General features: G+C 58.7%; 17 protein-coding genes. 12 read left to right on the top strand and 5 right to left on the bottom strand.

Going from position 1 to position 27000, the window contains the following annotated elements; all coding sequences use genetic code 11:
- The gene (locus HMPREF3153_RS06300; protein ID WP_070420353.1) at positions 1-2097 is read right to left on the bottom strand and encodes an N-acetylmuramoyl-L-alanine amidase; all 2097 of its coding nucleotides are present in this window, start codon (positions 2095-2097) and stop codon (positions 1-3) included.
- A gap of 295 nt (positions 2098-2392) precedes the next feature.
- On the opposite strand from HMPREF3153_RS06300, the gene glf reads away from it, so the two are divergent.
- Together glf and HMPREF3153_RS06290 are read left to right on the top strand one after the other, a co-directional pair.
- A complete protein-coding gene (gene glf / locus HMPREF3153_RS06295) occupies positions 2393-3589 on the top strand; it encodes a UDP-galactopyranose mutase (RefSeq protein WP_070420352.1) in 1197 nt (398 codons plus the stop codon).
- Between the two features lie 280 nt (positions 3590-3869).
- Entirely contained in the window at positions 3870-5360 is a 1491-nt protein-coding gene (locus HMPREF3153_RS06290) for an ATP-binding protein (RefSeq protein ID WP_049160104.1), read from the top strand.
- On the opposite strand, the gene HMPREF3153_RS06285 is transcribed toward HMPREF3153_RS06290, so the two are convergent.
- The 4 genes from HMPREF3153_RS06285 to HMPREF3153_RS06270 are packed head-to-tail and all read right to left on the bottom strand — an operon-like array spanning position 5357 to position 13438.
- Positions 5357-8575: a type I restriction endonuclease subunit R gene (locus HMPREF3153_RS06285; protein WP_070420351.1), complete on the bottom strand. Its 3219-nt coding sequence runs from the start codon at positions 8573-8575 to the stop codon at positions 5357-5359. The two genes, HMPREF3153_RS06290 and HMPREF3153_RS06285, sit on opposite strands and share 4 nt — an antisense overlap.
- 35 nt (positions 8576-8610) lie before the next feature.
- Entirely contained in the window at positions 8611-9759 is a 1149-nt protein-coding gene (locus tag HMPREF3153_RS06280; protein WP_005529471.1) for a restriction endonuclease subunit S, read from the bottom strand.
- Positions 9759-11390 carry a class I SAM-dependent DNA methyltransferase gene (locus HMPREF3153_RS06275; protein ID WP_070420350.1) on the bottom strand — a complete coding sequence of 544 codons (1632 nt, stop codon included), beginning with the start codon at positions 11388-11390 and terminating at the stop codon, positions 9759-9761. The genes HMPREF3153_RS06280 and HMPREF3153_RS06275 overlap by 1 nt, the downstream gene beginning before the upstream one ends.
- Before the next feature lie 53 nt (positions 11391-11443).
- Positions 11444-13438, bottom strand: coding sequence for a hypothetical protein (locus HMPREF3153_RS06270; protein ID WP_070420349.1), 1995 nt, complete (start codon positions 13436-13438; stop codon positions 11444-11446).
- Positions 13439-13938: 500 nt separating this feature from the next.
- On the opposite strand from HMPREF3153_RS06270, the gene HMPREF3153_RS06265 reads away from it, so the two are divergent.
- From HMPREF3153_RS06265 to HMPREF3153_RS06220, 10 genes are all read left to right on the top strand, one after another.
- Positions 13939-14481, top strand: coding sequence for a three-helix bundle dimerization domain-containing protein (locus tag HMPREF3153_RS06265; protein ID WP_070420348.1), 543 nt, complete (start codon positions 13939-13941; stop codon positions 14479-14481).
- Positions 14482-14781: 300 nt separating this feature from the next.
- Entirely contained in the window at positions 14782-16761 is a 1980-nt protein-coding gene (locus HMPREF3153_RS06260) for a glycosyltransferase (RefSeq protein WP_070420347.1), read from the top strand.
- Complete coding sequence (locus HMPREF3153_RS06255; protein ID WP_049062253.1) at positions 16751-17278, top strand: phosphatase PAP2 family protein; 528 nt, start codon at positions 16751-16753, stop codon at positions 17276-17278. The genes HMPREF3153_RS06260 and HMPREF3153_RS06255 overlap by 11 nt, the downstream gene beginning before the upstream one ends.
- The gene (locus tag HMPREF3153_RS06250) at positions 17275-18270 is read left to right on the top strand and encodes a decaprenyl-phosphate phosphoribosyltransferase (protein ID WP_070420346.1); all 996 of its coding nucleotides are present in this window, start codon (positions 17275-17277) and stop codon (positions 18268-18270) included. The genes HMPREF3153_RS06255 and HMPREF3153_RS06250 overlap by 4 nt, the downstream gene beginning before the upstream one ends.
- A gap of 57 nt (positions 18271-18327) precedes the next feature.
- Positions 18328-20076, top strand: coding sequence for an arabinofuranosyltransferase AftB family protein (gene zomB, locus HMPREF3153_RS06245; protein ID WP_070420379.1), 1749 nt, complete (start codon positions 18328-18330; stop codon positions 20074-20076).
- A 224-nt stretch (positions 20077-20300) separates the two neighbouring features.
- The gene (locus HMPREF3153_RS06240; protein WP_070420345.1) at positions 20301-21323 is read left to right on the top strand and encodes an alpha/beta hydrolase; all 1023 of its coding nucleotides are present in this window, start codon (positions 20301-20303) and stop codon (positions 21321-21323) included.
- A 228-nt stretch (positions 21324-21551) separates the two neighbouring features.
- On the top strand, positions 21552-23519 hold the full coding sequence (locus HMPREF3153_RS06235; RefSeq protein ID WP_070420344.1) for an alpha/beta hydrolase-fold protein: 1968 nt from the start codon (positions 21552-21554) through the stop codon (positions 23517-23519).
- A gap of 2 nt (positions 23520-23521) precedes the next feature.
- A complete protein-coding gene (locus HMPREF3153_RS06230) occupies positions 23522-24031 on the top strand; it encodes a DUF732 domain-containing protein (RefSeq protein WP_005529487.1) in 510 nt (169 codons plus the stop codon).
- Between the two features lie 15 nt (positions 24032-24046).
- The gene (locus HMPREF3153_RS06225) at positions 24047-24976 is read left to right on the top strand and encodes a cutinase family protein (RefSeq protein ID WP_005529489.1); all 930 of its coding nucleotides are present in this window, start codon (positions 24047-24049) and stop codon (positions 24974-24976) included.
- Between the two features lie 86 nt (positions 24977-25062).
- Complete coding sequence (locus HMPREF3153_RS06220) at positions 25063-26913, top strand: FadD32-like long-chain-fatty-acid--AMP ligase (protein ID WP_070420343.1); 1851 nt, start codon at positions 25063-25065, stop codon at positions 26911-26913.
- The last annotated feature ends 87 nt before the right edge of the window (positions 26914-27000 follow it).

The following is a 27000-nucleotide window of genomic DNA, read 5'->3' as shown; positions in this document are numbered from 1 at the left end:
TTAGTTGGTGAAGACGTTAATCTTCTCAGTCGCAGGGTCGTACTGAATGTAGCCGCCCTGGAAGTTGACGCGGATCTCGCGACCGTTGCCGGTGGAAATCTCATCAGTCGTCGGCAGTCCGAGCTTGGTGGAGTTGTCGTTCTCAGCCCAAGTCTTGGCGACCTTGCCCACCAGCGCGTGGGTGCCGGTGTCCTTGGAGGAGAGCACCACGCCGTTTTCGAAGAGCTGCGAGACAACGCCAGCGTTGACATCTGGGCCGCCTACTGCCAAACCGAGAACCGGTCCGAAGGCATTCAAGATGGCGGTCCAAGACTTCTGGAGACCTGGGTTGCCGGAGATCTGGACGACCTTGTTGACCACAGTCGGAACCTCAGCGGCGGTGAGACCGCCGACGACTTTCTGACCGCCATCAATGCTTGTGCCTGAACGCCTGAGCAGGACGGCAACCAATGCAGCGGCAATACCTGCGACGGCCTGGATGACGGCGACCGGAACCTGTGTGCCGCCAAGGGAAGACTGGACGCCGGCTGCCGGCGGCGGGGTGTTGCCGCCAGTATTGCCGCCAGCGTTGCCGGTGCCCGGGGTGACCCAGGAGCCGGTACCGGAAGAGCCGCTCTTTACAGCCTGGTACTTCTTGTAAGTTGCATTACGGATCTCATCCCAGTGCTGAACGGTGTAGTTGCCTGGACAAGTGTGATAGTGCAGGTCGCGGTGTCCGTGGAAGACTGGAACGTGAGCTATTTGTCCCGCAGCAAACTTGGAGCCGCTGAAACCGCCGGAGCGCAGGTCCGCGTAACCGCGAGGGTCGATGTTGGAGATAGCGGCCTTCCAGCCAGCGATCTCAGCCACGGAGTTGAGAATTGCCTGGGTTGGTTCAGCCTGATCGTAGTTACCAATCATGGAGATACCCCAGGTGTTCGAGTTGAAACCACCGACATGTGCGCCCTGGACAGCCTTGTCGAGTCCGCCGTAGCGGCCCTCATAGATGGTGCCGAACTTGTCCACGAGGACGTTGTATCCGATGTCGCACCAGCCGAGGTTCACGGCGTGGTACTGGTAGATGCCGCGCATCTGTGCAGCCGCGTCAGCCTTGGTGTAGTTGTTGTTGCCCGCGGTGTGGTGCAGGGTCATGGCCTTGACGCCGTTGTCGTAGGTCGGGCCCATGCAACGCTTGGACTCGTCAGCACCCCAGCCCGCGCGGGAGACAACCTTCGGCATGCCGTCGGTAACGGCGGTCTGCTCGATAGCCTCGCCAGCCTGAGCGTTGCCGTCGATGAAGACAGCTTCCATGCCCTCGACGCTGGTGTTAGCAGCGGCGGCCGGCTGCTCTGCCGGTTGGTCTGCCGGTTGCTCGGGGCTTTCGGCATCGAGCTCCTCGACGTCAGCTACAGGAGCGATGGCGCCAACGTTGTATGGCAGCGGAGCCGGACGAGGGTTGGCGGCCTGCTCTGCGGCTTGTTCGGCTGCCTGGTCGAGAACGGAAGTCTCGGAAGGTGCGGCCTCAGAAGGTGCCGCTTCGGAAGGCGCAGCAGATTCGGTTGGAAGGGACTCCGCGGCACCCGGCTCCACCTCGGTCTCCTTGAAGCTCTCATCCAGGTTGGAACCAGAGACGAGGTCCACATTGCTGATGGAAACCTGCACGTCGTTGGTGGTTCCGGTGTAGATCAGCTCGGTGCCGTTGACGGCGTTGGGGTCGTCGTTGTTGTAGCTCAACGAATCCATGTCGTACCACTGCGTCCACGAGCCGTCGGCCTGCTTTGCACGCACGAATGCTGCCACGTCGCGGGGGCCCTTCCAGGTCACGGCGAACATAGAGAAAGGCTCGTCGCGGTGGAACTGCTTCACGGCGCGGGGGCCGTCGCCCTCGCCCTGTGCGGAGATGGCGGCGTCTTCGACAATGACGGTCTCGCCATCGCCAAAGCTGGTCGAGGCCGAGGAAACGTCAATTGGGCCGGAGCCGTTTTCCTGCGTGCGCAGGACCTGATTGCTGCCGAAGGCAGCGGCCGCGACCATGGAGATCGAGGTGACTGCGGCGATGAGCGGCGTGGACCACTTCGACTTGGTGGGAACAATGCGGCGTCGTAGTCGTAATTGCACGTTTTCTCCCTAGGGTTTTGCGTAGCGTGTGTGGACTGCACGTGATGGATGCTCACGCACCGAGAGTGCTTAGCGCACTACGCAGGGAAAGCTGGATATGGCAGTTAACCAGTGCAGGAGGTTTCGACAGCTAAAACCGCATACAAAAGTTAACAGTTGGGCAAGATGTTACTTCTGTTATTGCTGTGAATTTTGTTGCGACACGCGTTGAGGGTGCATTCTTGGGAAGACTTCTAATGCGTGTCATCTGGGTGTCCTCCGCGGTAGTGGGCGGGATCTGCAATAAGGTGGTGGCATGACTTCTTATGACCTCATCGTTGTTGGATCTGGATTCTTCGGCTTGACCGTGGCCGAGCGTGCTGCCTCGCAGCTGGGCAAGAAGGTGCTCATCGTCGAGCGCCGTAACCACCTAGGCGGAAACGCCTACTCCGAGGCCGAGCCAGAGACCGGCATCGAGGTGCACAAGTACGGTGCGCACCTGTTCCACACCTCTAACGAGCGCGTGTGGAACTACGTCAATCAGTTCACTGATTTCACCGACTACCAGCACCGCGTGTTCGCCATGCACGATGGCACCGCTTACCAGTTCCCGATGGGTCTGGGCCTTATCAATCAGTTCTTCGGCAAGTATTACTCGCCGGATGAGGCGCGTCAGCTCATCAAGGATCAGGCAGGCGAGTTCGATGTCGATGAGGCACAGAACCTGGAAGAAAAGGCCATCGCACTGATCGGCCGTCCGCTGTACGAGGCTTTCATCCGCGACTACACCGCCAAGCAATGGCAGACCGACCCGAAGGAGCTGCCGGCCGGCAACATCACCCGCCTGCCGGTTCGCTACACCTTCAACAACCGCTATTTCAATGACACCTACGAGGGCCTGCCAGTAGACGGTTACGCGGCATGGCTGGAGAACATGGCAGACCACGAGCTTATCGACGTCCAGCTGGACACCGATTGGTTCGAGGTTCGCGAACAAGTTCGCGAAGAGAACCCGGATGCACCGGTTGTCTACACCGGCCCGCTGGATCGTTACTTCGATTTCGCGGAAGGCGAGCTGGGCTGGCGCACCCTGGACTTTGATCTAGAGGTCTTGCCGACCGGTGACTTCCAAGGCACCCCGGTGATGAACTACAACGATGCTGACGTTGACTACACCCGCATCCACGAGTTCCGCCATTTCCACCCGGAGCGGCAGGATAAGTACCCGAAGGACAAGACCGTCATCATGAAGGAGTACTCGCGCTTCGCTGAGTCGGGCGACGAGCCTTACTACCCAATCAACACTCCAGAGGATCGCACCAAGCTCGAGGCTTATCGACGCCGCGCTGCGGCCGAGGCGAAGGAGAACCAGGTTCTCTTTGGCGGCCGCCTGGGCACCTATCAGTACCTCGACATGCACATGGCCATTGCCTCTGCGCTGAGCATGTTTGACAACAAGCTGGCTCCGTTCTGGAACGAGGGCAAGGCGCTTGAGCAGGAGCGTGGCCACTAAGCCGAACTCCGTCAACAGAACACTTAACACTCAACACACCACCCAACACTCCACTCAACACACCACACTATGGAGTGTTGGGTGGTGTGTTGTATGCAGTGTTGTGTAGTGTTGTGTATGTCGGGAAAATCATGATTGACCTGCGAAATCAACCCTCACTGTGAGGATTTCGGACGAGGAACACGTGCGAACACTACACAACACACCACAGTGTGTGTAGTGTTGTGTGTAGTGTTTGAGGGTGTTCAGGAGCGTTGAGCACTGATAGGGGTGAGTGATTGTGGTCTGGGACGATGACCAAGCGGAGATCGCCGAGATCATTGGAAGCCTGCGATCTCAGGGCACCGATACGCGTGCCGTAGAGGTCAAGGCAGCTGCGGGAGGTTTTCCCAAGAAGCTTGTTCGCTCTATCTCTGCCTTTGCTAACGGAACCGGTGGAATCATCATCTTGGGGCTGGATGAAGACAACGGGTTCGTTCCGGTACCAGGCTTTGATGCTACCGCCATGGCGGATGCCCTGGCTGGCGCATGTGCAGACCTCGTGACCCCGTCGGTTCGCGCCCAGATCGACATTGTTGAGTGGGAGGGCGCGAGCATTGTCGTTGGCACCATTCCCGAATGTGCTCCTTTTGAGAAGCCTTGCTGGGTCGTTTCTCAGTCGAAGTATCACGGCAGCTATATCCGGGTCCATGATGGGGACCGCGTACTAAAGCCATACGAGATTGACCGGCTGGAGGAAAACAAAACCCAGCCGGAATGGGATCTGGAGCCGGTTCCTGATGCTGACATCGACGATCTGGATCCTGACATTGTGGCCGAGATCTTGGCCCGCGAGCGCTCCATCCATGAACGCATTTTTGGACGGTTGAGCGATGAAGAGGCGATGTTAGCGCTCCACCTGATTACCCGGAATGACAACGGAAAACTAGTGCCAACTCTGGGCGGACTTATGGCAGCGGGCACTTACCCGCAACAGTTTTTCCCGCGGCTCAACGTGACCTTTGCAGCATATCCCGGCACCGATAAATCGGCCGGAATAGGCAAGCAGCGCTTCCTCGACAACGAGAGTCTGGTGGGGCCCATTCCGGTGCTGGTCGCGGATGCCGTGCGGGCAGTCCGACGCAATATGCGCGTCGGAGGCGTAATCGGGGGAGTCTTCCGTAAGGACTTGCCGGACTACCCTCCGGAGGCTGTGCGTGAGGCAGTCGCTAATGCGCTTATGCACCGTGACTATTCGCCGCAGGCGCGGGGCACGCAGGTACAAGTGAACCTGTATGTCGACCGGCTGGAGATCCTCAACCCCGGTGGTCTTTATGGAACAGTCACCGTTGATCGATTGGGCACTGCGGGTATGTCTAGCGCGCGCAATCAGCATTTGTCTGCGTTGCTGGAGGTGACTCCTGCCGGTGACGGAGATGGGTACGTTGCGGAAAACCGTGGTACCGGATATATCGAGATTCTCGACCAACTGGAGCGGCAGCTGCTGCCGCCACCGGTGCCACGGGATTCATTAACCGAATTTGAACTCACCTTTGCGCGGCGAAATCCGACTACCCCGGAGCACACCGCGGCGTTGGGTGGCGGAACCCGCGGGCGCGTGCTCGACTATCTGCGCGAACACAGGACAGCGTCCAGCCGCGAATTGGCAGCGGCTGCAGGGCTGTCCCTCAACGGCGTGCGCAGGACCATCAACGAACTTGTTGAGGAAGGCGTCATCGTTCGCACTGAGCCGCTGAAGAGCCCGAAGCAGCGCTATCGGCTGCAGGGCTAACCACGGTGTTCAACGTCACCTTGTTCGCGCGCCGCCGCTGAATACCGTGGCGCGAATTTCTCCATCTGTTCAAGCACGAGCTTGATGGCCTCTGGCGCCTTGTCCGGTGGATACTTGTAGTCGCGTAGCAACCTGCGGACCGAGCGTCGTAGTTTCGCACGTACGTCATCGCGTACTGTCCAGTCGGTCTTCACATCGCGACGCAGCATGGAAACGAGCTGGCGTGCGATTTCAGCAAGAACTTCGTCGTCCATGAGCTCGGTTGCGGATTCGTTTGTCGACACCGCGTCGAAGAAGGTGAGCTCGTCATTGCCTAGTGGCGGGGTGAATTGTTCACCGCGTTTGCTTTCCTTGACAATCTCCTTGGACAGGCGGATGAGTTCGGCGATGATTTCAGCGGCCGTGAGCTGCTGATTGGTGTACCGATTCATCAGCTCGGTGATCCGCTCGGAGAACTGCTTGGAGCGCAGCTCGTTGTTTCCTGTGGCGGTGCGGGCTTCCTGCTGGAGCTGGCGGCGCAACGCATCGATCAGCAACGAGACCTCAGAGGGGGATTGTTTGTCCTTGAACAGGTCGACGGTGAGATCCTGCAAGTTCGGAATCTCAATCCCGGCCTGGCGGTAGATGTCGATGACACCGGTGGCCTCAGCCGAATCAACGACCAGCTTGCCTAGGGCGTTGCGGATGGAGTCGCTAATCGGCTCGCCATTGGCCACGCGGTCGCCCGCATCGAGCTTGATGAGCCAGTTCTTGACCTCGGAATAGAACTGCACGCTCGGACGGAATTCATCGGCGGCCGGGCTGTTGGACGCAAGCGCCCATGCACGTGCGAGCCTTCCTGCCTGACGCTTGAACTCGTCCGCGACGGGACGCGCATTTGGCTTCTCGGGGTCGTAGTTGCCTTCGGTTCTTGGATTGCGAAGGAAACCAGTGACATCGAGCAAAGCGCGGCGAAGGTTGGTGTCATCGATGAAAGCGGTGTTCTTCCACTTGATTCCCACAATGTCGTCGAGACGAGCCAGGAATCCCTTCGCCAGAGTTAGTGCTTCCTCAACGTCCTGGCCTGTGACCTTGGTTCCGTCGTCGGAGGGGTTAAGGGTGAACTCCGCAAGAGCTTTTTCCAGGTTCTCCACCAAGGGTGCGTAGGCCACAAGGAGGCCATCCTGCTTGTCTCGGAACGTGCGGTTGACGCGGGCAAGCGTCTGCATCAGCAGCGCGCTCTTGAGGGAGCGGTCAATGTAGAGCGTGTGCAGCGGCGGTGCGTCGAAGCCGGTGAGCATCATGGACTGAACGATGGCGATTTCCAGCTCGTCGTCGACGTCCTTGATGCGGTTCTTCACGGCCTTGAGCGCGCTCGGACGGCGCATGTGGACCTTGAGCTCTTCAGGATCCGAAGGCGCTGCAGAGTAGATCACCTTGATCTTGCCCTTGTCATCGGCATCCGAATGCCACTCAGGGCGCAGCGCCACGATCTTGGAGTAGAGGCGTGCTGCAATGGAACGCGTGGCGGTGACAATCATCGCCTTGCCCGGTGCGCCGATGAATTCCCGCATGTTCTCGCGGCGGTCTTCCCAGTGGCGAACAAAGTCCTCAGCGAGCGCATCCAAGCGGTCGTCGGAACCGTAAATGATTTCCAACGCGGCGACGGAGCGCTGAATCCGGTCGCGCTCCACCTCGTCGAGACCCGTGAGTACTTCCTCGGCAGAGTCATCAATATCGTCATACGTGATTCCAGCAATGCGCTTGAGCGGGATGAGGCGCGGCTCGAAGTAGACGGGCACCACGGCACCATCTTCGACGGCGCGGTTCATGTCGTAGACATCCACGTCGTCACCGAAGACCTTGCGCGTATCGCGGTCCCACTCCTTAAGCGGCGTACCGGTAAACGCCAACATGGTGGCATTCGGCAGCGCATTACGCAGGTGCTGTGCGTAACCATCAGCGGCGGTATCGCCAAAGCCATAGTGGGAACGGTGTGCCTCGTCGACGATGACCACGATGTTGCTCCGGTCAGAGAGCAACGGGTGCTCGGTCTCACGCAACTCACCCTGGCCGTTCAAGCCAAACTTCTGGAGGGTAGAGAAGTAGATGCCACCGGAGGTTTTCTGCGACAGCAGCTCACGCAACTCAGCACGCGACTCGATATTGCGCGGTGCCTCCGGAAGGATGGTGGACCGGTTGAAGGTCTCGAAGAGCTGCTCATCTAGCTCGGTACGGTCATTGAGCACAATGACGGTCGGGCTGAGCATCTCGGACCGGCGCATAATCTTGGCGGTGTAGAGCTCCATCTCCATGGACTTACCCGCTCCCGTCGTGTGCCAGATGACGCCAGCGCGCTTGTCGCCGCGCGCCGCCGTGATCGTGGAACCCACTGCCTTGGTCACCGCGAAGTACTGGTGCGGCTTGGCGATGCGCATTACTAGCCCCTCGGCGGTGTCATCGAACGCCGTGAAGTCGCTGTAGAGCTGTCCAAAACGCTCCACATTAAACAGACCATCAAGCAACAGGTCCAGCTGCGTGACCGGCTCGCCGGCCACAACCATATTGTTGGGGTCTACCGGGCTGCCGTCTTCATCCACGTTCCACGGCGCAAAGTGGTTCCACGGAGTAAACGGCGTTCCGTACTTGGCGCTGAGGTCATCCGAAGGAATCACAATATTGGCGAAGCGGAAGGCCATGCCGAATTCCTTGACGTACGTTTGCAGCTGGTTGTGGGCGCCTTCGATTGAGGTATTCGCACCCGTCTTCTTCAGCTCGATGAATGCCAGCGGCATGCCGTTGACGTAGCAGACCACATCGAAGCGACGCTCGCCGTCCAGGTTCGCAACGGTGACCTGGTTGAGCGACAAATAGTCGTTCATGTGTGGCTGCGAGGACAGGAAGATGATGGTTGGGTTCTGGATACTGCCCTCGTGGTCGATGTACTCGATACCGCGGTAGCCTTCCACCAGAATCTGGTGAATGCGCCGGTTCTCCGCAATCGCGGATTGCGACTTCGGCGTGATGACCTCACCAATCGCCTGGTCGAGGTACTCCTCCGGTACGCCCGGGTTGAGGTTGCGCACGGCATTGCGCAGACGCCCGCGCAGCACGATGTCATTCCACGTGTCGCGCTCGCCGGAGCCCGGCGCAAAGTCCGGGCCGTGGCCGGCCTGCCATTCCAGTTCCGCCAGGTGGTCCTGAACAATGAGTTCGAGGGATTCTTCGCTCAACATGAGCTTCTCCTTAGGAGTTGTAGGGGTAGGTTTGCTTAGCTTTCCGACGCCGCCATGCCCGCAACGTCCGCAGCCTCACCGACCGTGATGCGGCCGCTCATGAGGAGAGGAAGGAGCTCGTCGCGGGTGCGGGCGAGGACTTGGTTTTCGCGTAGAGCGTGCATTGCGCGTTCGTGGATGGGAGTGAGCTGCTGTTCGAGTTTTTCGGAGTCACGCAGCACAGGAATTACTGCGTTGTGAAGGTCAGACTTGTTAATACCAGCAAAGACAGTTCCACTGGATTGGTACGTTTCCCAGAGCTCAGGATGGCCCTTCAGCAGATAGAACAAGCCTAGATGCGATTGTTTCCCGCGAATTGCTGCGATGCCGCGGCCAATGACGCAGGGGCGTTCAGCGATATTTACTTCACCAATTGGTGCACGGACTGCAAACAGGATGTCGCCTTCTTGGGCAGTGCGCACGGCCTTCTCCGCAAAGACGCGTTCAGATGGAAAGAGCTCGCCAAAGTCACGCACGCCTTGGAAGAAAGGCTCACCAATACCTTCTTCATTCAGGAACTCTCCTTTGGGGGAAGAACCCATTGTGATGTCTGCGAGATTCTGCAGATGTTCAAGTTCTTTTGTCACGGCCTTCTCAACAAGGTTGATGTTTAGATGAGTGGCAATTTTGATAATGCGTGAATTTGCGGCGATTTTGTCGTCGAGTGCTTTCAAGACGGACGCGATCTTTTGTTGTTCGCGTATTTCGGGCAAAGAGAACTGGAAGTCCATCATTGCCGCAGCACTGAGATTCGGTTGTGCCGACTTGGAGTGAGCGTTGGCAAAAATAAACTGCTTCCATGCTGGGGAATTCAATACATATGAAACAAAGACTGGGTCGACGTCTGAGGTCTTTGGTCTGAATCGCACTAGATAAGAAGCGAAGACTGTTGGCTCGGTACCTCTAAAGAGATGGCTAGCCCCCACGGTTGCACCTGTTCTGGCTACAACGATGTCATTTTGTTTAAGTAGCTTTTTTCTCCGATCTTCGTCATCGATGTCGACGAAAGGTACACCGGAATAGTCAGTGAAGTTAACTATGTCAGTGATACGAAGGAAATGGGTGCCTGTAGGCTGTTCGGTCGCACTGGCGGTGACTCCGTAGTCAGACTCGCATACTTCTTTTAGCGAAACGATTTTTTTCATTACTTCAACCTCCCCAGCTGTTCGCGCACAACCTTGTCGAGGCGGGCGGCGTCGTCAAGCGCTGCAGTGAGCTCGTTGGTGAGTCGGGTGATTTTCTCGTCGATGGGCTCGTCGTCTTCTTCGACCTCGGCGAAGCCGACGTAGCGGCCGGGGGTCATGGCGAAGTCGGCATCGCGGATGTCGTCGAGGGAGGCGGACTTGCAGAAGCCGGCGATGTCCTCGTAGGCCTCGTCCTTCGGTGCGGAGGTGCGGCCGCGCCACAGGCGGAAGGTGTCGGCGATCTTCTGGATGTCCTCGTCGCTGAAGGTGCGCTCCGTGCGGTCAATCATGTGGCCGAGCTCGCGGGCATCGATGAAAAGCACCTGGTTGGTGCGGTCAATGGTGCCCTTGGAACCGGCCTTCTTGTCCTTGGCGAAGAACCAGACGCAGACCGGAATCTGCGTGCCGCGGAAGAGCTGCGCAGGAAGTGCGATGACGCAGGAGACGATGTCGTCTTCCACCATGGCCTTGCGAATATCGCCTTCACCGGAGGAGTTCGACGTCATCGTGCCGTTGGCCATGACAACACCGGCCTCACCCTGAGAAGTGAGCTTAGAAATGATGTGCTGCATCCACGCGAAGTTTGCATTGCGCTTGGGCGGGACGCCGTACTTCCAGCGAGTGTCTTCCTCGTTTCGCGACCAATCCTTGATGTTGAACGGTGGGTTGGCCATGACGTAGTCCATCTTTTTATCCGGATGAATGTCGCGAGCGAAGGTGTCGGCCCAACGCTCACCCAAGCCAGCAGAGCTAATGGCGTGGATGGCCAGGTTCATCTTGGCCATGCGCCAGGTGCGCTCATTGAGCTCCTGACCGTAGATGGCCAGAGCAGTGCGGTCCTTCTCCGTGGTCTCGAGGAACTTCTCAGCCTGCACGAACATGCCGCCTGAACCACAGCACGGGTCGTAGACGCGACCCTGGGTCGGCTCCAGGATTTCTACGAGAGTGCGGACGACGGGGCGCGGGGTGTAGAACTCGCCGCCACGCTTACCCTCAGCACGGGCAAACTTCTCCAGGAAGTATTCATAGACCTCACCTAGCAAATCGCGAGCACGCTCGGGACCCTCCGCGGTGAAGCGGGTGGTGCTGAACAAGTCGATGAGTTCGCCCAAACGACGCTGGTCAACGCTTTCCGAGGCGAAGTTCGTGGGCAGGGTACCTAACAGTGACTCATTGTCCAGCATGAGCTGTTTCATCGCGTTATCGATGAGCTTGCCAATGGACTGGTACTCCTGGCCGGCGTCGGCCGACTTGCCCTTCGAGTTGTCACGCAGGAAGGTCCAACGAGCGATGGGGTCGACCCAGAAAACGTTCTTCTCACGGTAAGCGTCGATATCCTCCAGGTCTTCCTGGATGTACTCTTCGCTATCGCCGCGCTCCTCGCCCTCGGCACGCAGCTCCGCGCGCCGAGCATCGAAGGCATCAGTGACGTACTTGAGGAACACCAGTCCCAAGACGATGTCCTTGTACTGGGAGGCGTCCATGGAACCGCGCAGCTTGTCTGCTGCCTTCCATAAAGTGTCCTTGAGCTCTTTGAGGGTGGTGGCGGAGGCAGCCTCTACGTTCTGCTCATCCTTGACTGAGTTAGTCATTTTTTCTCCTTACATATAACGGTGTTTGTGTATTTGAATGTTGAACTCTGTTATTAGCCTGGCGGGGATTGTGCACGAGATTCAGCGACGGTGACAGCACCGGTACCTATCGACATGACGAGGCCGTGCTCAAGTTCATCGAGGCTATGTAACTGTTCTAAGAGCTGCTGGCGTCGTGCGCGGAGCTGTTGCTCGACTGTGCTGAGGTGCTGCGCATTCTTGCGAGGCAATACGGGGAAGTAAACCGATCCCAACTCGGAGGAGACAGCTTCGTTGATAGCCTTCTCTACGAGGTAGGGAATGCAGACCTGTTCCAAGGGAGTGTGGCTGCGTCCACGGAAGGTGCGGCATCGTAGTGCTTGAGCCGGTGCAGTGACTAGTTTGCCGCCTTCCTCATCGATGAGTGCGCGTGGTCTTGGGCTCTTGATGAAGACCACGTCTCCCGGTTCTGTGAGGGTGCCGCGCGGTGCAATGTCTTCCAGCCGGAGACGATCGATGCAACGTGCGCCCTGTGGAATGCTCCCCAGAATTTCGGGTTCACCGATGAGTTCCAGTTTTGCTACTGCTTCAGGGGCGAGATCACGTTTGGCAATGCGGGAGCCGCTGAGTTTCTGCAGCACCCCAGTGCGAGCGTTGGTCGCGGCCTTCCACGGTAGGTACTCAAGGCGCGTTGCCCCCGATTCAGCGCGCATACCAATCTTTGGCTGCGCGTCCTCCAACCCTGCTGAACTGATGTCTAACCCTGCCTGATGCGCGGTGTGCATGAGATCGGCGGCGGAAGACGTCGACGTAGAAGAAAAGACCGAGTCATCGAGAGAATGAGTACGGCTGCGCCAGGCATCAGCGGCGCGAAGAATACGACCGCGGACAAAGGTGTGCTTGCGTGCTTCATCCGGTGTGGTGAGCATGGTTGCCCAGTCAGAGACGAGACCGGGTGTCTTAAGGTCCGGCACGTCAGCGATAACGGCAGCAGCATCGGCAGGGTTGCCTATGGCCTCGCGATTAGGGCGCTTGAGAATCCATAGTGCGCCCTGCTGCTGTCCGCGGTCCGGAAAAATGCCTCGGGGCAGCCGTGCGCTGTAACGCAGTGGTGCAATTGCGCCGGTTTCAGTCGGTGCGAGGAAACGCCGTCGGACGACCTCCGCTAAAGAGTCCTCGATAAGCATGTCTGCGGTGGAAATACAGAACATTGCGCCGCGTTCGTCCAAGTTGTCGAGCAAGTCCTGGAGGTGCTCGAAGTATTCGGGCGCATTCTTGGCAGGGGAAGGAGCAGCGTGGACGATGAGAGAATTCGCTGGGATCTCCTCGCTAGCGTCGATGAATTCCACGTTTCGGCACGCTAGTTCCGCCCAGTAGAGAGAGTCTGGTGCGCAGTCCTTTCGATATCCGATGTTGAGCGCCAGCGTTTCTTCGAGTTCCCGGGCGAGTCCAGTGACGAAACCTAGGCTGTATTCATCAGTAGGGATGATAGGTGGAGTTGGGTTTTCTAGCGTGAGGGCTTCCGATACTGCTTGCATAGCGCGGGAAGTAAAACGGGAAGAGAGTGTTACCTGGCGCTGAGCACTGAGGTCATCTGCAAGACGGGCGAGCGCGGCCGCGGGCCCGAAAGCTGCCTCGGCTACCTGCTCTGCTGCTTGTGCGATGTCAGCTTCAGAGGCATCAGAAGGAATGTTGTCTGCTGCGCGCTGGTACGCCGCGGTAAGAGAGTCGATTACTGCAGCAGAGGGCGAAAAATCCTGAGGGGAGGAAGCCGTGTTGCAGTTCAAAAGGCCCAACGCCGCGCGTGCCGGATTGCCGAGCAGCATTCGGTAGAGCGAAGAATAAAAGAGGGCGTCTTCAACGGCTGTGTCGCGGCGGCCGAGCTTAGTTGCTCGCAGCCAGCCTTGAATTTCGGTGATGGCGTAGTAGGGGTGGCCATCATTTTCTCCGCAAGGGGAGGGGAAGGGCGCGATGGATTCTGAGTTAAAGCGCTGAATCCACTCGTTGACCGCGGGGCGCGTAACGCCGGTCAGCCGGGCGACATCGGCGAGTGTCAGTGTTGCGGTCACTTGAGGCCTCCTTTCATAGGGTAGTGATGGGGAACAAGGGCGAGCGGTCATCGCTGATCGCTCTGTCCAATACGTTAAATGAACTCGATTAAAGTACCCAGCTTTTAGTCTGTTAATTATCCTGAAGGGGGCTTAAGGCCGATTAATTAATAATAAAAGAGTGTTGCCCAAGAGTGGTTTGGTTTTCGCGGGGATCGGGCTTCAAAGTCGACATGTGCATGGCTATCGTCTCCGCGCTGAGCATGTTCGACAACAAGCTGGCTCCGTTCTGGAACGAGGGCAAGGCGCTTGAGCAGGAGCGCGGCCACTAAAACAGCTTGCCTGCTTCAATCCCCGCCGACGAGGAGCTTTGAATCTTCTTCGGCGGGCTTTTTGTGTCTGTACGCCGGCGCTTTGCCGGTTTACGCGTGCCGTGAGTCGGTGTTGAATACAGGAGTGAAACTCCGTAAGGTTAACATTAGGTTAACAAACAGAGAACAGAAAGTAATTGGGTGAGTACCATGACGCATCTCAATGATCACCGCCTCGCGACCCTGCGCCAGGACCTCCACGACCTGTACGGCAACACTCACGCTGCCGCGGAAATCGACGCCGAGGTAGACGCGGCAATCGCGCGCCATACTGCCGGTGCAACGGTCGAAGAATTCATCCCTGTTCTGGTTGAACGCGAGGTAAAGGAATACTTCGGCGGGCACCGCATCCATGTCCGTTTCTCTGCCGGCACCAACCACGCCCTTGCGGAGAAGGTTGTTGAATTGACCAAGGAACAGGCCGGCGACGCCTTGCTTGCCGACGCCGCTCATTTCCACACCGAGGTTGACCCCAACAACCGCATGGTCAGCATGCCTGACTTCATCGTGTACCTAGGCCGCGAGATCCCACGCGACGAAGCAGGCAAGGACGTCAAGATTTGGGATATCGCTGCGGCCAATACGCCAGAGGAAGAGTGCGAACTTATTGATGACCTCGGCGCCCGCGTGCTTTACATGTTGGGCAAGCTGGGCATCGAGCCAGTAGGCGATAAGGCCCCTGTCGAGGCCTAATCTCCCAACTAGAAGCGATAGGTCGAGTGCCTCCGATTCTTCGCGCAGAGTTGATTCATCCGAGGGCGAAAGCAGATGACCTTCATCGAAAGATAGAAGGCTCTGCTTTTTAATAGATGGAGAATGCGAGCGCATTTATGGCCTTTTCGGTGCGGATTAATCGTCGTGCTCACGGCCAGATTGTGTTAAATGCGCGTCACTGCAGCCATGAATCCGTGTGGGAGCGAGGTTATCGGCCACAAACCACTAGGCTGTTTGACTGAATATTGTCATAAAACCGTTTGGAGAATCGAAGTAATCGTGACTGCCAACAATTCCTCCGCCAGCGCCGCTGGCAGCGAAACCCGCGTTTTCGAACCTGTTCAGCGAATCTTGCTGCCCAAGCGCGGCGAGCCTTTTGACGTCCGGATGCTCTATCTCATCGAGTCTGAGCAAAACCGCGAGCGCCTGAGCTGGACCAACCGCACCGCGGTGACGATTCCAGCGGGTGAAGAGGCTTCTTTCGAGACCTACTTCAACGCTTTCCCTGCCTCCTACTGGCGCCGCTGGTCCCAGCTGAAGTCCATCGTGCTCTCCCTCGAGCTCGAAGGCCAAGCCAACGTCTCCATTTATCGCTCCAAGCAGGATGGTCAGCGCATCTCCGTGGCCAATCACCTGGTCGGCAGCGGTCACCACGATTTCGAACTGCCGCTGAAGAACTTCGAAGACGGCGGCTGGCTGTGGTTCGACATCACCGCAGAGAAGGAAACCGTCCTTTCTAATGCGGCATGGTGCGCACCGCACGAGCCAGGCCCGCAGATCATGCCGGACGGTACGGAGATCCCGGCGTCGGAAAAGCGCGTTGCCGTGGGCATTCCTACCTTCAACCGCCCAACCGACGCCGTCGCAGCGCTGCAGGCTCTCGCCGAGGACCCAGTGGTCGACGGCATCATTGACTACGTTCTCATGCCGGACCAGGGCAACCAGCACCCAGCAGACGAGCCAGGCTACGAGCAGGCCGTCGAGCACTTCGGCCCGCGCTTCCGCGAGTTCCGTCAGGGCAACCTGGGCGGCTCCGGCGGCTACTCCCGCATCATGTACGAGGCGTTGGAGAACACCGATTCCCCGTTCATCCTCTACATGGATGATGACATCGCCATCGAACCGGACTCCATCCTGCGCGCAGTGCAGGCCGCGCGATACGCCGCCAAGCCGATCATCGTTGGCGGCCAGATGCTGAACCTGCAGGAGCGCTCCCAGCTGCGCACCACTGGCGAGCAGGTCAACAAACACGACTTCATGTGGGGCGGGGCCCCGCACGCGGTCTACGACCACGACTTCGCCAAGTACCCATTGCGCGCTATTGGCGACGCCCAGTCGCACCTCGACCCACGCAAGTACGACTCTCGTGCTCTCCATCGCCGCGTCGATGTCGAATACAACGGCTGGTGGATGTGCCTCTTCCCGCGCGTCGTAGCTGAGACCAACGGCCAGCCGCTACCACTGTTTATCAAGTGGGATGACACCGAGTACTCCCTGCGCGCAGCCGCTAACGGCTTCCCAACTGTCACCTGGCCGGGGGCCGCAATCTGGCACATGGCATGGGCGGACAAGGACGACGCCATCGACTGGCAGGCGTACTTCCACCTGCGCAACCGCCTCATCGTCGCTGCGATGTACCACGACGGCGACGTCAAGGGCATTACGAAGTCCATCTTCAAGTCCACCCTCAAGCACACGATGTGCATGGAGTACTCCACCATGGCTATCCAGCTGGAAGCTATGAAGGACTTCCTCGCCGGCCCGGATCACCTCTTCGACATCCTGGAATCCTCCCTGCCGCGCATCGCGGAAATCCGCAAGAACTACTCCGATGCCGTCATCATCGAGTCTGCCGACCAACTGCCGGCTCCGACCGGCGCGCCGGGCGTGCCGACCCGCAACATCGGCGGCCGCCTCGGCAAGGTCAAGAAGCTGCCATGGCTGCTCAAATCCGCGAAGCACCTTGTCACCAAGGAAGACCGCGCGCACCACGAGGCGCCGCAGCTCAACCTCACCCTCGACGAGGCGCGCTGGTTCACCCTGTCCCGCGTGGACTCCGCAACAGTTTCCACCGCCGGCGGTACCGGCGTGGCCTTCCGCAAACGCGACCGCGATCTGGCCACCGACCTCGTCAAGCAGACCCGCGGCCTGCTCAAGGAGATCGAGGAGAACTTCGATGATCTGAAGGCGCAGTATCGCGCCGCGATGCCGGAGCTGACTTCCCGCGAATCCTGGAGGAAGGTATTCGATGCCCAGTAAGCTTTCTGTAGCTGAATCACACGTTCTGGAAAGCATCCAGAACGCAGCTTTCGACGTCCCTGGAGTTGTACCTGCCGCCCGCGGCTTGAGCCACCTTGGCGAGCACGCCCTCGGCTGGATGGGTGCTTCCGCAGTGATGTACGCGGTCAACCATGATGACAAGGCGCGGCGTCGCCAGTGGGCATACGTAGGCGCGGGTGCATTTACAGCCCACGCGGCGAGCGTTGTAATCAAGCGCATCGTGCGCCGCAAGCGCCCTGACTACCCCTACGTTCGCGTCGGCGTGGGCACCCCGTCCAAGCTGTCGTTTCCGTCCTCGCACTCGACGTCGACAACCGCGTTCCTCGTGGGCGTCGCACACCTAACCGGCAATCCGTTGCCGCTCCTTGGTGTGCCTGTGATGATGGCTTCGCGTATGGTGCTCGGAGTGCATTACCCAACGGATACCGCGGTTGGAGCTGCCATTGGCGCAGTCACCGCAGAGGCATTAACCCGCTATGAAAGGAAGACCGCGTGAGCGAGACACACCACGAAGACGGTTCGCAGCGGGTATTCCACTCTGAACCGCATACCTCAGGCATCGACACCGGCCGCAAGCGTAAGCCGCCGAAGAACCTCGTCGACGGAATGATCAAGGCGCTGCGCCCAAAGCAGTGGGTTAAAAACGTCCTCGTCCTCGCCGCTCCAGCAGCAGCGGGTGCGGACGCACTGTTCCATTCGCGCGTGCTTCTCGACGTCCTCCTTGCCTTCATCGTCTTTTGTATGGGTGCGTCCTCGATTTACCTCATCAATGACGCTCGCGACGTCGAGGCTGACCGGGCTCACCCGACCAAGCGCTTCCGTCCCATCGCGGCCGGCGTGCTGCCGGTGGGCCTGGCGTATGCGATGGCAGCGCTGCTCATTGTCGGTTCCATCGGCTTGTCCTTCTTGGCCACCGCTGGCCCACAGCTGGCAATCGTGATGGCTGTGTACATCGCTTTGCAGCTGGGCTACTGCTTTGGCTGGAAGCACATGCCGGTCATCGACATCGCGCTGGTTTCCTCCGGCTTCATGTTGCGCACAATGGCCGGTGGCGTGGCAGCGGGCATCGTGCTTTCCCAGTGGTTCCTGTTGGTGGCGGCATTCGGTTCGCTGTTCATGGCTTCCGGTAAGCGTTACTCGGAGATTCTTTTGGCCGAGCGCACCGGCGCCAAGATCCGTAAGTCCCTCGAGGGCTATACGCCGACCTACCTACGCTTTGTCTGGACCCTTGCGGCTACCGCTTTGGTCATGTCCTACTCGCTGTGGGGCTTCCAGCTTTCCAACGCCGCTGATGGCCCAGCTGGCGTCTGGTACCAGGTTTCGATGGTTCCATTTACGATTGCCGTGCTGCGCTATGCTGCCGATGTCGACCGCGGTAATGGCGGCGCACCTGATGAGATCGCGCTCGAGGATCATGCCTTGCAAGTACTCGCCCTTTTGTGGCTGGCTTGTATCGCAATGGCGGTTTATATTATCCCAATGCTTTAACGCCGTGAGCGCCGCGAATGGGGCCAAATCTAAAGGGGGATGTTAAACTTCTTCCCCATGAATAACACTGATAACAGGAATCTGCTTCGGTATAGTGCCGTTGCGTCAGCTCTTGTTATTGGTGTTTTTGCGTTTTGGGGTGGCTTCGCCCGCCGGTGGATTTCCGATGACGGCCTCATCGTCCTGCGCACGGTCCGCAACCTAGAAGCTGGGAATGGCCCAGTCTTTAACGCCGGTGAGCGAGTAGAAACCAATACCTCGACGCTGTGGCAATACCTCATCCTTCTCGTGCGATGGGTAACAGGTGCGGATCTGTCAGGTATCGCCATCTACTTGGGCTTGTTCTTCTCTGTCGCCGCGATGTTCATCGGCGCTTGGGCTACGAGCAGGGCCCACCGCACTGCCGTTCTAGCTCCGGCGGGCAGCCTCGTTTATCTAGCGCTACCGCCCGCGCGTGATTTCTTTACGTCCGGTCTCGAATGGGGATTGTCCATCTTCTATCTGGCGGTGCTGTGGTGGATGTTGGTCAAGTGGACCCGCGGCGTCGACAATGCAAAAGAGTGCGCTAGTGACTCTATGCCGTACTGGCTAGCGCTGTGGGCGGGCATTTCTTGGCTTGTTCGACCTGAGCTTGCCCTTTATGGCGGCCTGGTGGGACTTTTGCTGCTCACTACCCACCGTGGGTGGAAAGCCTGGCTAGGAATCTTGGCCTCCGCGCTGCCCTTGCCGGGCGCATATCAGATTTTCCGCATGGGCTACTACGGCCTTTTGACTCCCCACACTGCGGTGGCTAAGTCGGCGTCGGAAGCTGCATGGAGCCATGGTTTCCGCTACCTTGGTGACTTCGCCCTCCCTTATGCCCTCTATATTCCACTCCTCGTGTTGGGCGGCTGGGCCCTGTGGACCTATCGCTCTAGCCTGCGTCCAACGCGGCTTCGCTCCCAAGCCAGCATTACTTACTTGTTGGTGGGCGCAGCGGTTTTGCACTTTGTCTACATCTTGCGCGTCGGCGGGGACTTCATGCATGGTCGGATGCTCTTGCTACCGCTTTTTGCGATGTTGCTGCCAGTGTTTGTCCTCCCGTTGCGCTCCGTAGCGTCTATCAGTGCGGCACTCTTCTGCGCAGTTTGGTCCGTGGTGATTATCCTGCGCGGACACCCCACGGATTGGAATACCTACCAAGGGCAAATCAATATTGTCGATGAGCGCGACTTCTGGACCCATGCCGTCAAGCGGGAACCAGGCGATCCACCTCGCTCTGAGAGGGACTTCCTCCCTATGCGGCAAATGGGGGCCTACCAAGAGGGCATCGATGATCTTGAAAAAGGTGATGCTCTCGCTGTTCTATATGCGCTTCCACGCGAGGAGAACAAGTATGCGTGGAAAGGTGTTGCTCGCGAACCCGGCCGGGACGAGCCGCCTACTTTGTACTTCATTAACATGGGCATGACTTCGATGAATGCCCCGTTGGACGTGCGCGTGCTCGATAACATTGGCTTGGCGACGCCCCTCGCCGCCCGCCAGCCACGCATAGAAAACGGACGGATTGGCCATGACAAGGACCTGCCTTCGTACTGGCAGGCTGCTTTGACGGGCGTGGATATCGATTCGCTGCCACAGTGGTACGACAAGAAGGAAACTGCTAAGGCTCGTCAGGCGTTGCAAACGTCAGATTTCCAAACGCTCTTTGCAACCTATAAAGACCCGCTTGATGCGCACCGTTTCTTTGAAAACATCAAGTTTGCATTGACGGATGGGCGGACTCTGACTTTTTCGGCGGATCCTGACGATTACCTTGTGAAATAGCGGAGAGTTTTCCCAAACTTCGGCGTGTCGCCACCTATAGACGGATCGGCCACCGTAGTGCGCGGGGGTACAAGGTGGGAGAAATCGGGCTGCGTGGGTTAAGCTGCTAAAGATTCCTCGTTATATTTCCGTGACGGTAACGTTTAGACATGTGGCGACGATAAGTGTGAATAGCACTAAAAATTTTTCTTGATCTCGAAGTTGAGAAGTACAAAAGGAGAGACATGACTGCACTGAGTTCGGGTCTCAAAGCGCGTGTACTCACAGTGGTAATGACCGTTGCGGTCGCGCTTGGCCTCGTCGTAGCTACAGGCACTCAAGAAGCCGCGGCAGCAAACCGTGACTGGCTGCGTGCCGATGCCACCGGTTCGTGCGAATGGGACCGCGTGGGTTGGTGGGTTCAGCGTTGTGACGTTTGGTCGCAAGCAATGGGCCGCAACATCCCAGTCCAGATCCAGCCTGCGAAAAACGGCGGCAACGCTGGCCTGTACCTGCTTGACGGCTTGCGTGCTACCGACAGCACCAATGCTTGGGTTAACGATGTGAATGCTGCCCGCACCTACGAGCCTCACAACATCACCCTGGTTATGCCGGTTGGTGGCGCAGGTTCTTTCTATGCTGACTGGAACGGCCCGGCTACCTATGACTTGGTTGCGCCGACCAACTACCAGTGGGAAACCTTCCTGACCTCTGAGCTGCCGGGTTACTTGGAGCGTAACTTCGGCGTTGCCCGCAATAACAACTCGATCGCTGGCCTGTCCATGGGCGCCACCGCTGCCATCACCTTGGCTGGTAAGCACCCGGATCAGTTCCGCCAGGTACTGTCCTTCTCCGGCTACCTGACCACCACCTTGCCAGGTGCGCAGACCTTCATGCGCCTCGCGCTTCTCGATGCCGGCGGATTCAACATCAACGCAATGTACGGTTCGCTGTTTAACCCGCGTCGCTTCGAAAACGATCCTTTCTACCAGACCGATCGTCTGCGCAATACTGACGTGTACATCTCTGCTGCAACGGGCATTCCGGGTGCCGGTGATGCTGGTTATCTCCCGCAGCACCAGCTTTCTGGCGCGGTCTTGGAGTTGTTCTCGCGTGCAACCACCCGCATGTGGGAGGGTAAGGCTCGCGCAACCGGTGTGCATGTGACCACCAACTACCCGATGCAGGGTCTGCACAACTGGGCACAGTTTGGCTACCAGCTGGAGCAGTCCAAGCCACAGGTTCTCAACGTAATGAACGCTTGGTAAACGCCAAGGAGAGTATCTAGCGAAGCTCTAAACAAGCCGGCCGTAGGAATTCCTACGGCCGGTTTTGTGGTTTTGGGCGTGTTCCTCTTCCAAAAGTCTCAAGTTCAACTTAAACTTGAGCGCACAATAGACAGCACTTCGTGGCCTAGTAGCGTCGTCCGGAGGAGGGGAACCTTCGGAAACCGTATTACTAGGGCGCTCCCTCGACATACCTACAAGGACTCATCCATGCGTAAAAATGCGTCTGCCCCTAACCTGCGCTCTCCAGGTTCCCCGACCAAGGCTCGCAAGGGTCTGGCCATCGCAGCTCTGCCAACCGCTGTAGCAGTTGGCCTCGCTCTCCTGCCGAACGCAACCGCTCAGTCTTCTCTCGGAGCCTTGACCCAGAACTTGGGAAGCTCCGGTCTTTCCGACTCCTTCGCACCGAGCAACCCGCCGCAGCGTACTCCGCTCAACACCGAGTACCCGACCATCGAGGGTCTGCCGGAGGGCGTTGCTGTCTCCCGCGTGGAGTACCTCTCCAATCGCCACCTCAAGGTCTACATCAAATCCGCAGCTATGCCGGATAAGGAGCAGATTGTTCAGATTCAGCTCGCCCGCGACTGGTACTCCAACCCGGAGAAGAAGTTCCCGGAGGTCTGGGCACTCGACGGCCTGCGTGCGCGCGACGATGAGTCCGGCTGGACCATCGAGACCAACATCCTGAGCCAGTACGCTGACCGCAATGTCAACGTCATCATGCCCGTCGGCGGCGAGTCCTCCTTCTACTCCGACTGGCAGCAGCCGGACAATGGCCGTAACTACAAGTGGGAATCCTTCCTGACCAAGGAACTCGTGCCAATCCTGGATAAGGCATACCGCTCCAACCAGAAGCGCGCCATCACGGGTATCTCCATGGGCGGTACGGCAGCCGTCAACCTGGCGGAGCGCAACCCGCACCTGTTCCAGTTCGTCGGTTCCTTCTCCGGCTACCTGGACACCACCACCCGGGGCATGCCAGAAGCAATTGCTGCAGCACAGATGGATGCAGGCGGATTTAGCTCCACCAACATGTGGGGCCCGCACTACTCGCAGGACTGGATCGACCACGACCCGAAGCTGGGTATCGAAGCCCTCAAGGACATGAAGGTCTACGTTTCCTCCGGCTCCGGCAAGGACGACTACGGCAACCTCTCCTCCGTGGCCAAGGGCCCAGCTAACGCTGCAGGCGTCGGTCTCGAGGTCATTTCCCGTATGTCCACCCAGACCTTCGTGGATTACGCCAAGCGTGCAGGGGTGCCGGTCGTGACACGCTTCCGCCCATCCGGCGTCCACAGCTGGGAATACTGGCAGTTCGAGATGAACGAGGCTTGGCCAACCATCGCTGACGCCCTCGGCATCCCGAAGGAAGACCGCGGTGCAGACTGCACCCCGATCGGCGACATCGCAAAGGTGACCGAGTCCGGAATTATCGGCGAATGCCTTAACAACGAATACGACGTCGCAGGCGGCAAAGCTGAGGACTTCCAGGCTGGCACTGCCTACTGGCACCCAGAAACCGGCGCTCACGCCATCTTTGGCCGCATCGGCGCCCGCTACTCCGAGATCGGCGGCCCGACCTCTTGGCTGGGCTTCCCAACCACCGGCGAAGAGAAGACCCCAGACGGCAAGGGACGCTTCGTTCACTTCCAGCACGGCTCCATCTACTGGACCGCCGAGACCGGTGCCTGGGCAATTCCTGCCGACATGGTGAAGGCATGGGGCGAAAACGGCTACGAAAACGGCGACCTCAAGTACCCGACCGCTGCAGTGGTCAAGGTCGGCGAAGGCTACGCTCAGGAATTCCAGAATGGTGTCCTGACCCGTAACCCAGACGAGTCCAACTCCGTGGTCCATGGTGCAATCGGCGCCAAGTACAAGGAGCTGGGTGGCCCTGCCTCCAAGCTAGGCTTCCCGAAGGGCGGCGAAAAGCCAGTCAAGGGCGGCTTCTTCCAGGAATTCGAGCACGGCAACATCTACTGGTCCGCAAACAGTGGGGCGCACTACATCCTCTACGGAGACATCATGGACGAGTGGGGTAAGCGCGGCTTCGAGCAGGGCGAGTTCGGCTGGCCAACCACCGATTACACCGAAATCGCATCGGGCGGCCTTTCCCAGGACTTCCAGCACGGTGTAATCCGGCAAATCATGGGCACCGTTCAAGCGGAGAAGAAGTAACCATGCGCATCAAGGTTCCCGCGGCGTGTGCAGCCGTGATGGCTGCCGCGCTTACGCTGGGCGCTTGCGGTTCCGCCACGGTCGAAAGCACGGACGATCCAACGGACACCAAGGTAGCCCCGCTTGAGCGTTCCGCAGCCCCAACTTCCGACGCCGCGTCGAGCTCGGCGGCTTCGGAGACGGCGTCGTCGAGCGCATCTGCGTCCCGCGCGCCGGCTTCCGACGCCCCGGAAGATAGCGGTGCGCGTGAAATCTCTGCCATCCCAACCCCGGAACAAAGCCAGGGTCCTGAGCGGGAATTCATAGCCGCTGTCCAGAAAGCGGGAGTAAACACGGATGGTGCCGAAGACCAGATCATCGGCGCCGGCCAAGCGGCATGCCGCGAAGGCGATGCCGTGACCATCCCCGCAGTGGCAGGTCAGCTCATCGAGCAGGGCCGTGCCACACTGCCGCACGAAGAGCTCACCGCTGTCCTGACGGACCAGGCGCGCGGCACCCTGTGCGCTAACTAAGATAGAGAAGTTTTTATGCGTAAAACACTTACGGTTGTTGCCGTACTCGTCGTACTTGCTGTCATCGGCGCTGGCGCGGTTCATTTCTTCAACTCCAATCAGGCACAGGAGAAGAACAACCTCGGTGAGCCGGCACCAGAGTCCGGGGAAGTCGAGGCCCCCGCGCAACCCGACTGGTGCCCGCGCGTAGAAGTTATCTCTGCTCCTGGCACGTGGGAATCCAAGGCCGATGATGATCCCATCAATCCGACCGCAAATCCCAATTCCTTCATGCTCTCCATCAGCAACCCGCTGAAGGAGGCTTATGTGCCGGAGGACGTAAAGGTCTGGACGCTGCCGTACACGGCGCAGTTCAAGAACATCAACGCCCAGCAGGAGATGAGCTACGACGAATCCCGCGATGAGGGAACCTCCCGCATGGAGGGCGAGCTCATCACGATGCATGAAACATGCCCGGCTACCAAGTTCATCATTGCGGGCTTCTCGCAGGGAGCGGTGATTGCTGGCGACGTCGCTGACCGTATCGGTGGCGATAATGGTCCGATTCCGGCGGATGCTGTCGCCGGCGTTGCTCTGGTGGCCGATGGTCGCCGGCAGGATGGCGTGGGTCAGAACCCTGGCGTGCACGTGGCGGGCGTGGGCGCGGAAATTGCTCTGGAGCCGCTCAACATGCTGATTCAGGGCATCGTTCCGGGTGCTACCATGCGGGGTCCGCGTGCAAATGGCTTCGGTTCTTTGGCGGACCGCACGTTCCAGATTTGTGCGCCGGATGACTCTATTTGCGATGCGCCACTCGACGGCCTGAACGGGCTCGAGCGCGCCCGCGGCCTCATTGAAGCAAACGGCGTGCACGCGATGTATGCCACGAACCCGAACGTGATTCCGGGCACCACGGCGAACCAATGGGTTACCGATTGGGCGCGGGAAATTATCGATAACACCTAGAAAATCTGCGTGATGTAACGTATGAGACCTTGGCTCTGATATTTTTAATGTCAAAAGTAAACAATCTAAACCCAAAAGGAGATTAGATGGACCTCAATGCGTTGATTGGCCAGTTCTTTGACGAGAAGGGGCAAATAGCTCTTCCGCCACATCTGACCTTGGCAGGACTCAGTGAGCATGTCTATGGAATGGAAAAGCAGGCTGGGGTTCCGGATCGTCCGGTTCTACGCCAGTGGGTTTACTCCGAAGATCCAAACGGCGTTCCACGCGACTTCACGCGTTCCCAGGTCAACACTCGCATCAAGGTCGTGGCTGCGCGCTTGCAACAAGTCGGCGCAATGGGGGACCGCGTGGCAATTCTTGCCGGCAATTCCCCGGAGTACATCTTCGGCTTCATGGGGGCGATGTATGCGGGTATGACTCCGCTGCCTTTGTATGACCCGAACGAGCCAGGTCATACTGATCATCTGCGAGCCGTATTCGGTGATTCGAATCCATCCATCGTGTTGACGAACAACGTCTCTGCTGCGGCCGTGCGCAAGTACTTTGCCGACCGTCCGTCTGCGGAGCGCCCGCGCGTTATCTCTATTGATTCGCTGCCGGACTCTTTGGCGGCGTCGTGGGTGAATCTGTTGGAGACCGAGGCTGGCCAGGCCGCTGCTGCGAACCTGCAGGGCGCACCTATCGATCAGCCGGCGTTCCTGCAATACACTTCTGGTTCCACGCGAACTCCGGCGGGCGTGTTGCTGACAAATCGCTCCATCATGACCAATGTTCTGCAGATTTTTGCCGCAGTGCAGCTCAAGCACCCATCGCGAATTGTTTCTTGGCTGCCGATGCACCACGACATGGGCATTATCCTTGCTTCCTTTGTCACTATCATGGGCCTCAACTTCGAGATTATGACTCCGCGTGACTTCGTGCAGCAGCCGAAGCGCTGGGTACGCCAGATCAGCCGACAGCCGATGGATGAGAACTTCGCCGCCACTTACTCGGTGGTGCCGAACTTCGCGCTCGAGCTCGCGGCTCGCTACGGTGCGCCGGAGGCGGGCGAGGAACTTGATTTCTCCAATGTCGATGGAATCATCATCGGTTCCGAGCCAGTTACCGAAACCGCGGTGGAGAGCTTCTTGGAGGTATTTAGCACTCTCAATCTTAAGCGCGAGGTGTTGCGTCCGTCCTATGGCTTGGCAGAGGCGTCGCTCATGGTGTCTACCCCGCAGGTGGGCGAGCGCCCGTTGATTTCTCACTTCGATCGCGAGCAATTAGCTGCTGGCAAGGCGGTCATTTCAGAAAAGTCTGCGGACACTGTAGCTTTCGCGTCGAATGGTCAGACGGTTCCGGTCCAGTTCCTGACCATCGTGGACCCGGAGACACGGGCAGAGCTTGGCGACACCCAGATCGGCGAGATCTGGCTGCACGGCGAAAACATGGCTGCGGGCTACTTGGGTCGCGAGGATGAGACCGCCTCCACTTTCCACAACACTTTGGGGGAGCGCCTCGCCGAGGGCTCCCGCGTGGAAGGGGCCCCAGATGACAACAATTGGATGGCCACGGGAGACCTCGCTACCATCGTGGATGGCCAGCTCTACATCACGGGCCGTCTCAAGGATCTCATTGTGGTGGCAGGTCGCAACCACTATCCACAGGATATCGAGGGCACCGTTCAAGAGGCGTCCGAGCACGTGCGCCCTGACTCCGTGGCTGCCTTCTCCGTGGAGGGCGACAACACCGAGCAGCTGGTGCTGCTCATCGAGCGCGCTGACAACGCTGACCCGTCTGGTGACGAAGCTGCAACTGAAGTTGTCCGTACCGCCGTCTCGAAGCACCATGGTCTGACTCCGGATATCATCCGTTGGTTCGGTGCGAACGAAATCAACCGCACCTCCTCGGGCAAGATCGCTCGCCGAGTGGCGAAAAAGCACTTCGAAGCCTAACTTCTTCTAGTCCCCCTTGTTCCCGCGTGCGCAAGCTCGGTGGGAGAAGGGGGACTTTTGTGTCTCTTGGGCAGCTGCCTAGCGCAG

The sequence above is a fragment of the Corynebacterium sp. HMSC06C06 genome, from assembly GCF_001807295.1.
GTDB classification, from domain to species: domain Bacteria; phylum Actinomycetota; class Actinomycetes; order Mycobacteriales; family Mycobacteriaceae; genus Corynebacterium; species Corynebacterium striatum.
This window is presented reverse-complemented; position numbering and strand designations above follow the sequence as displayed.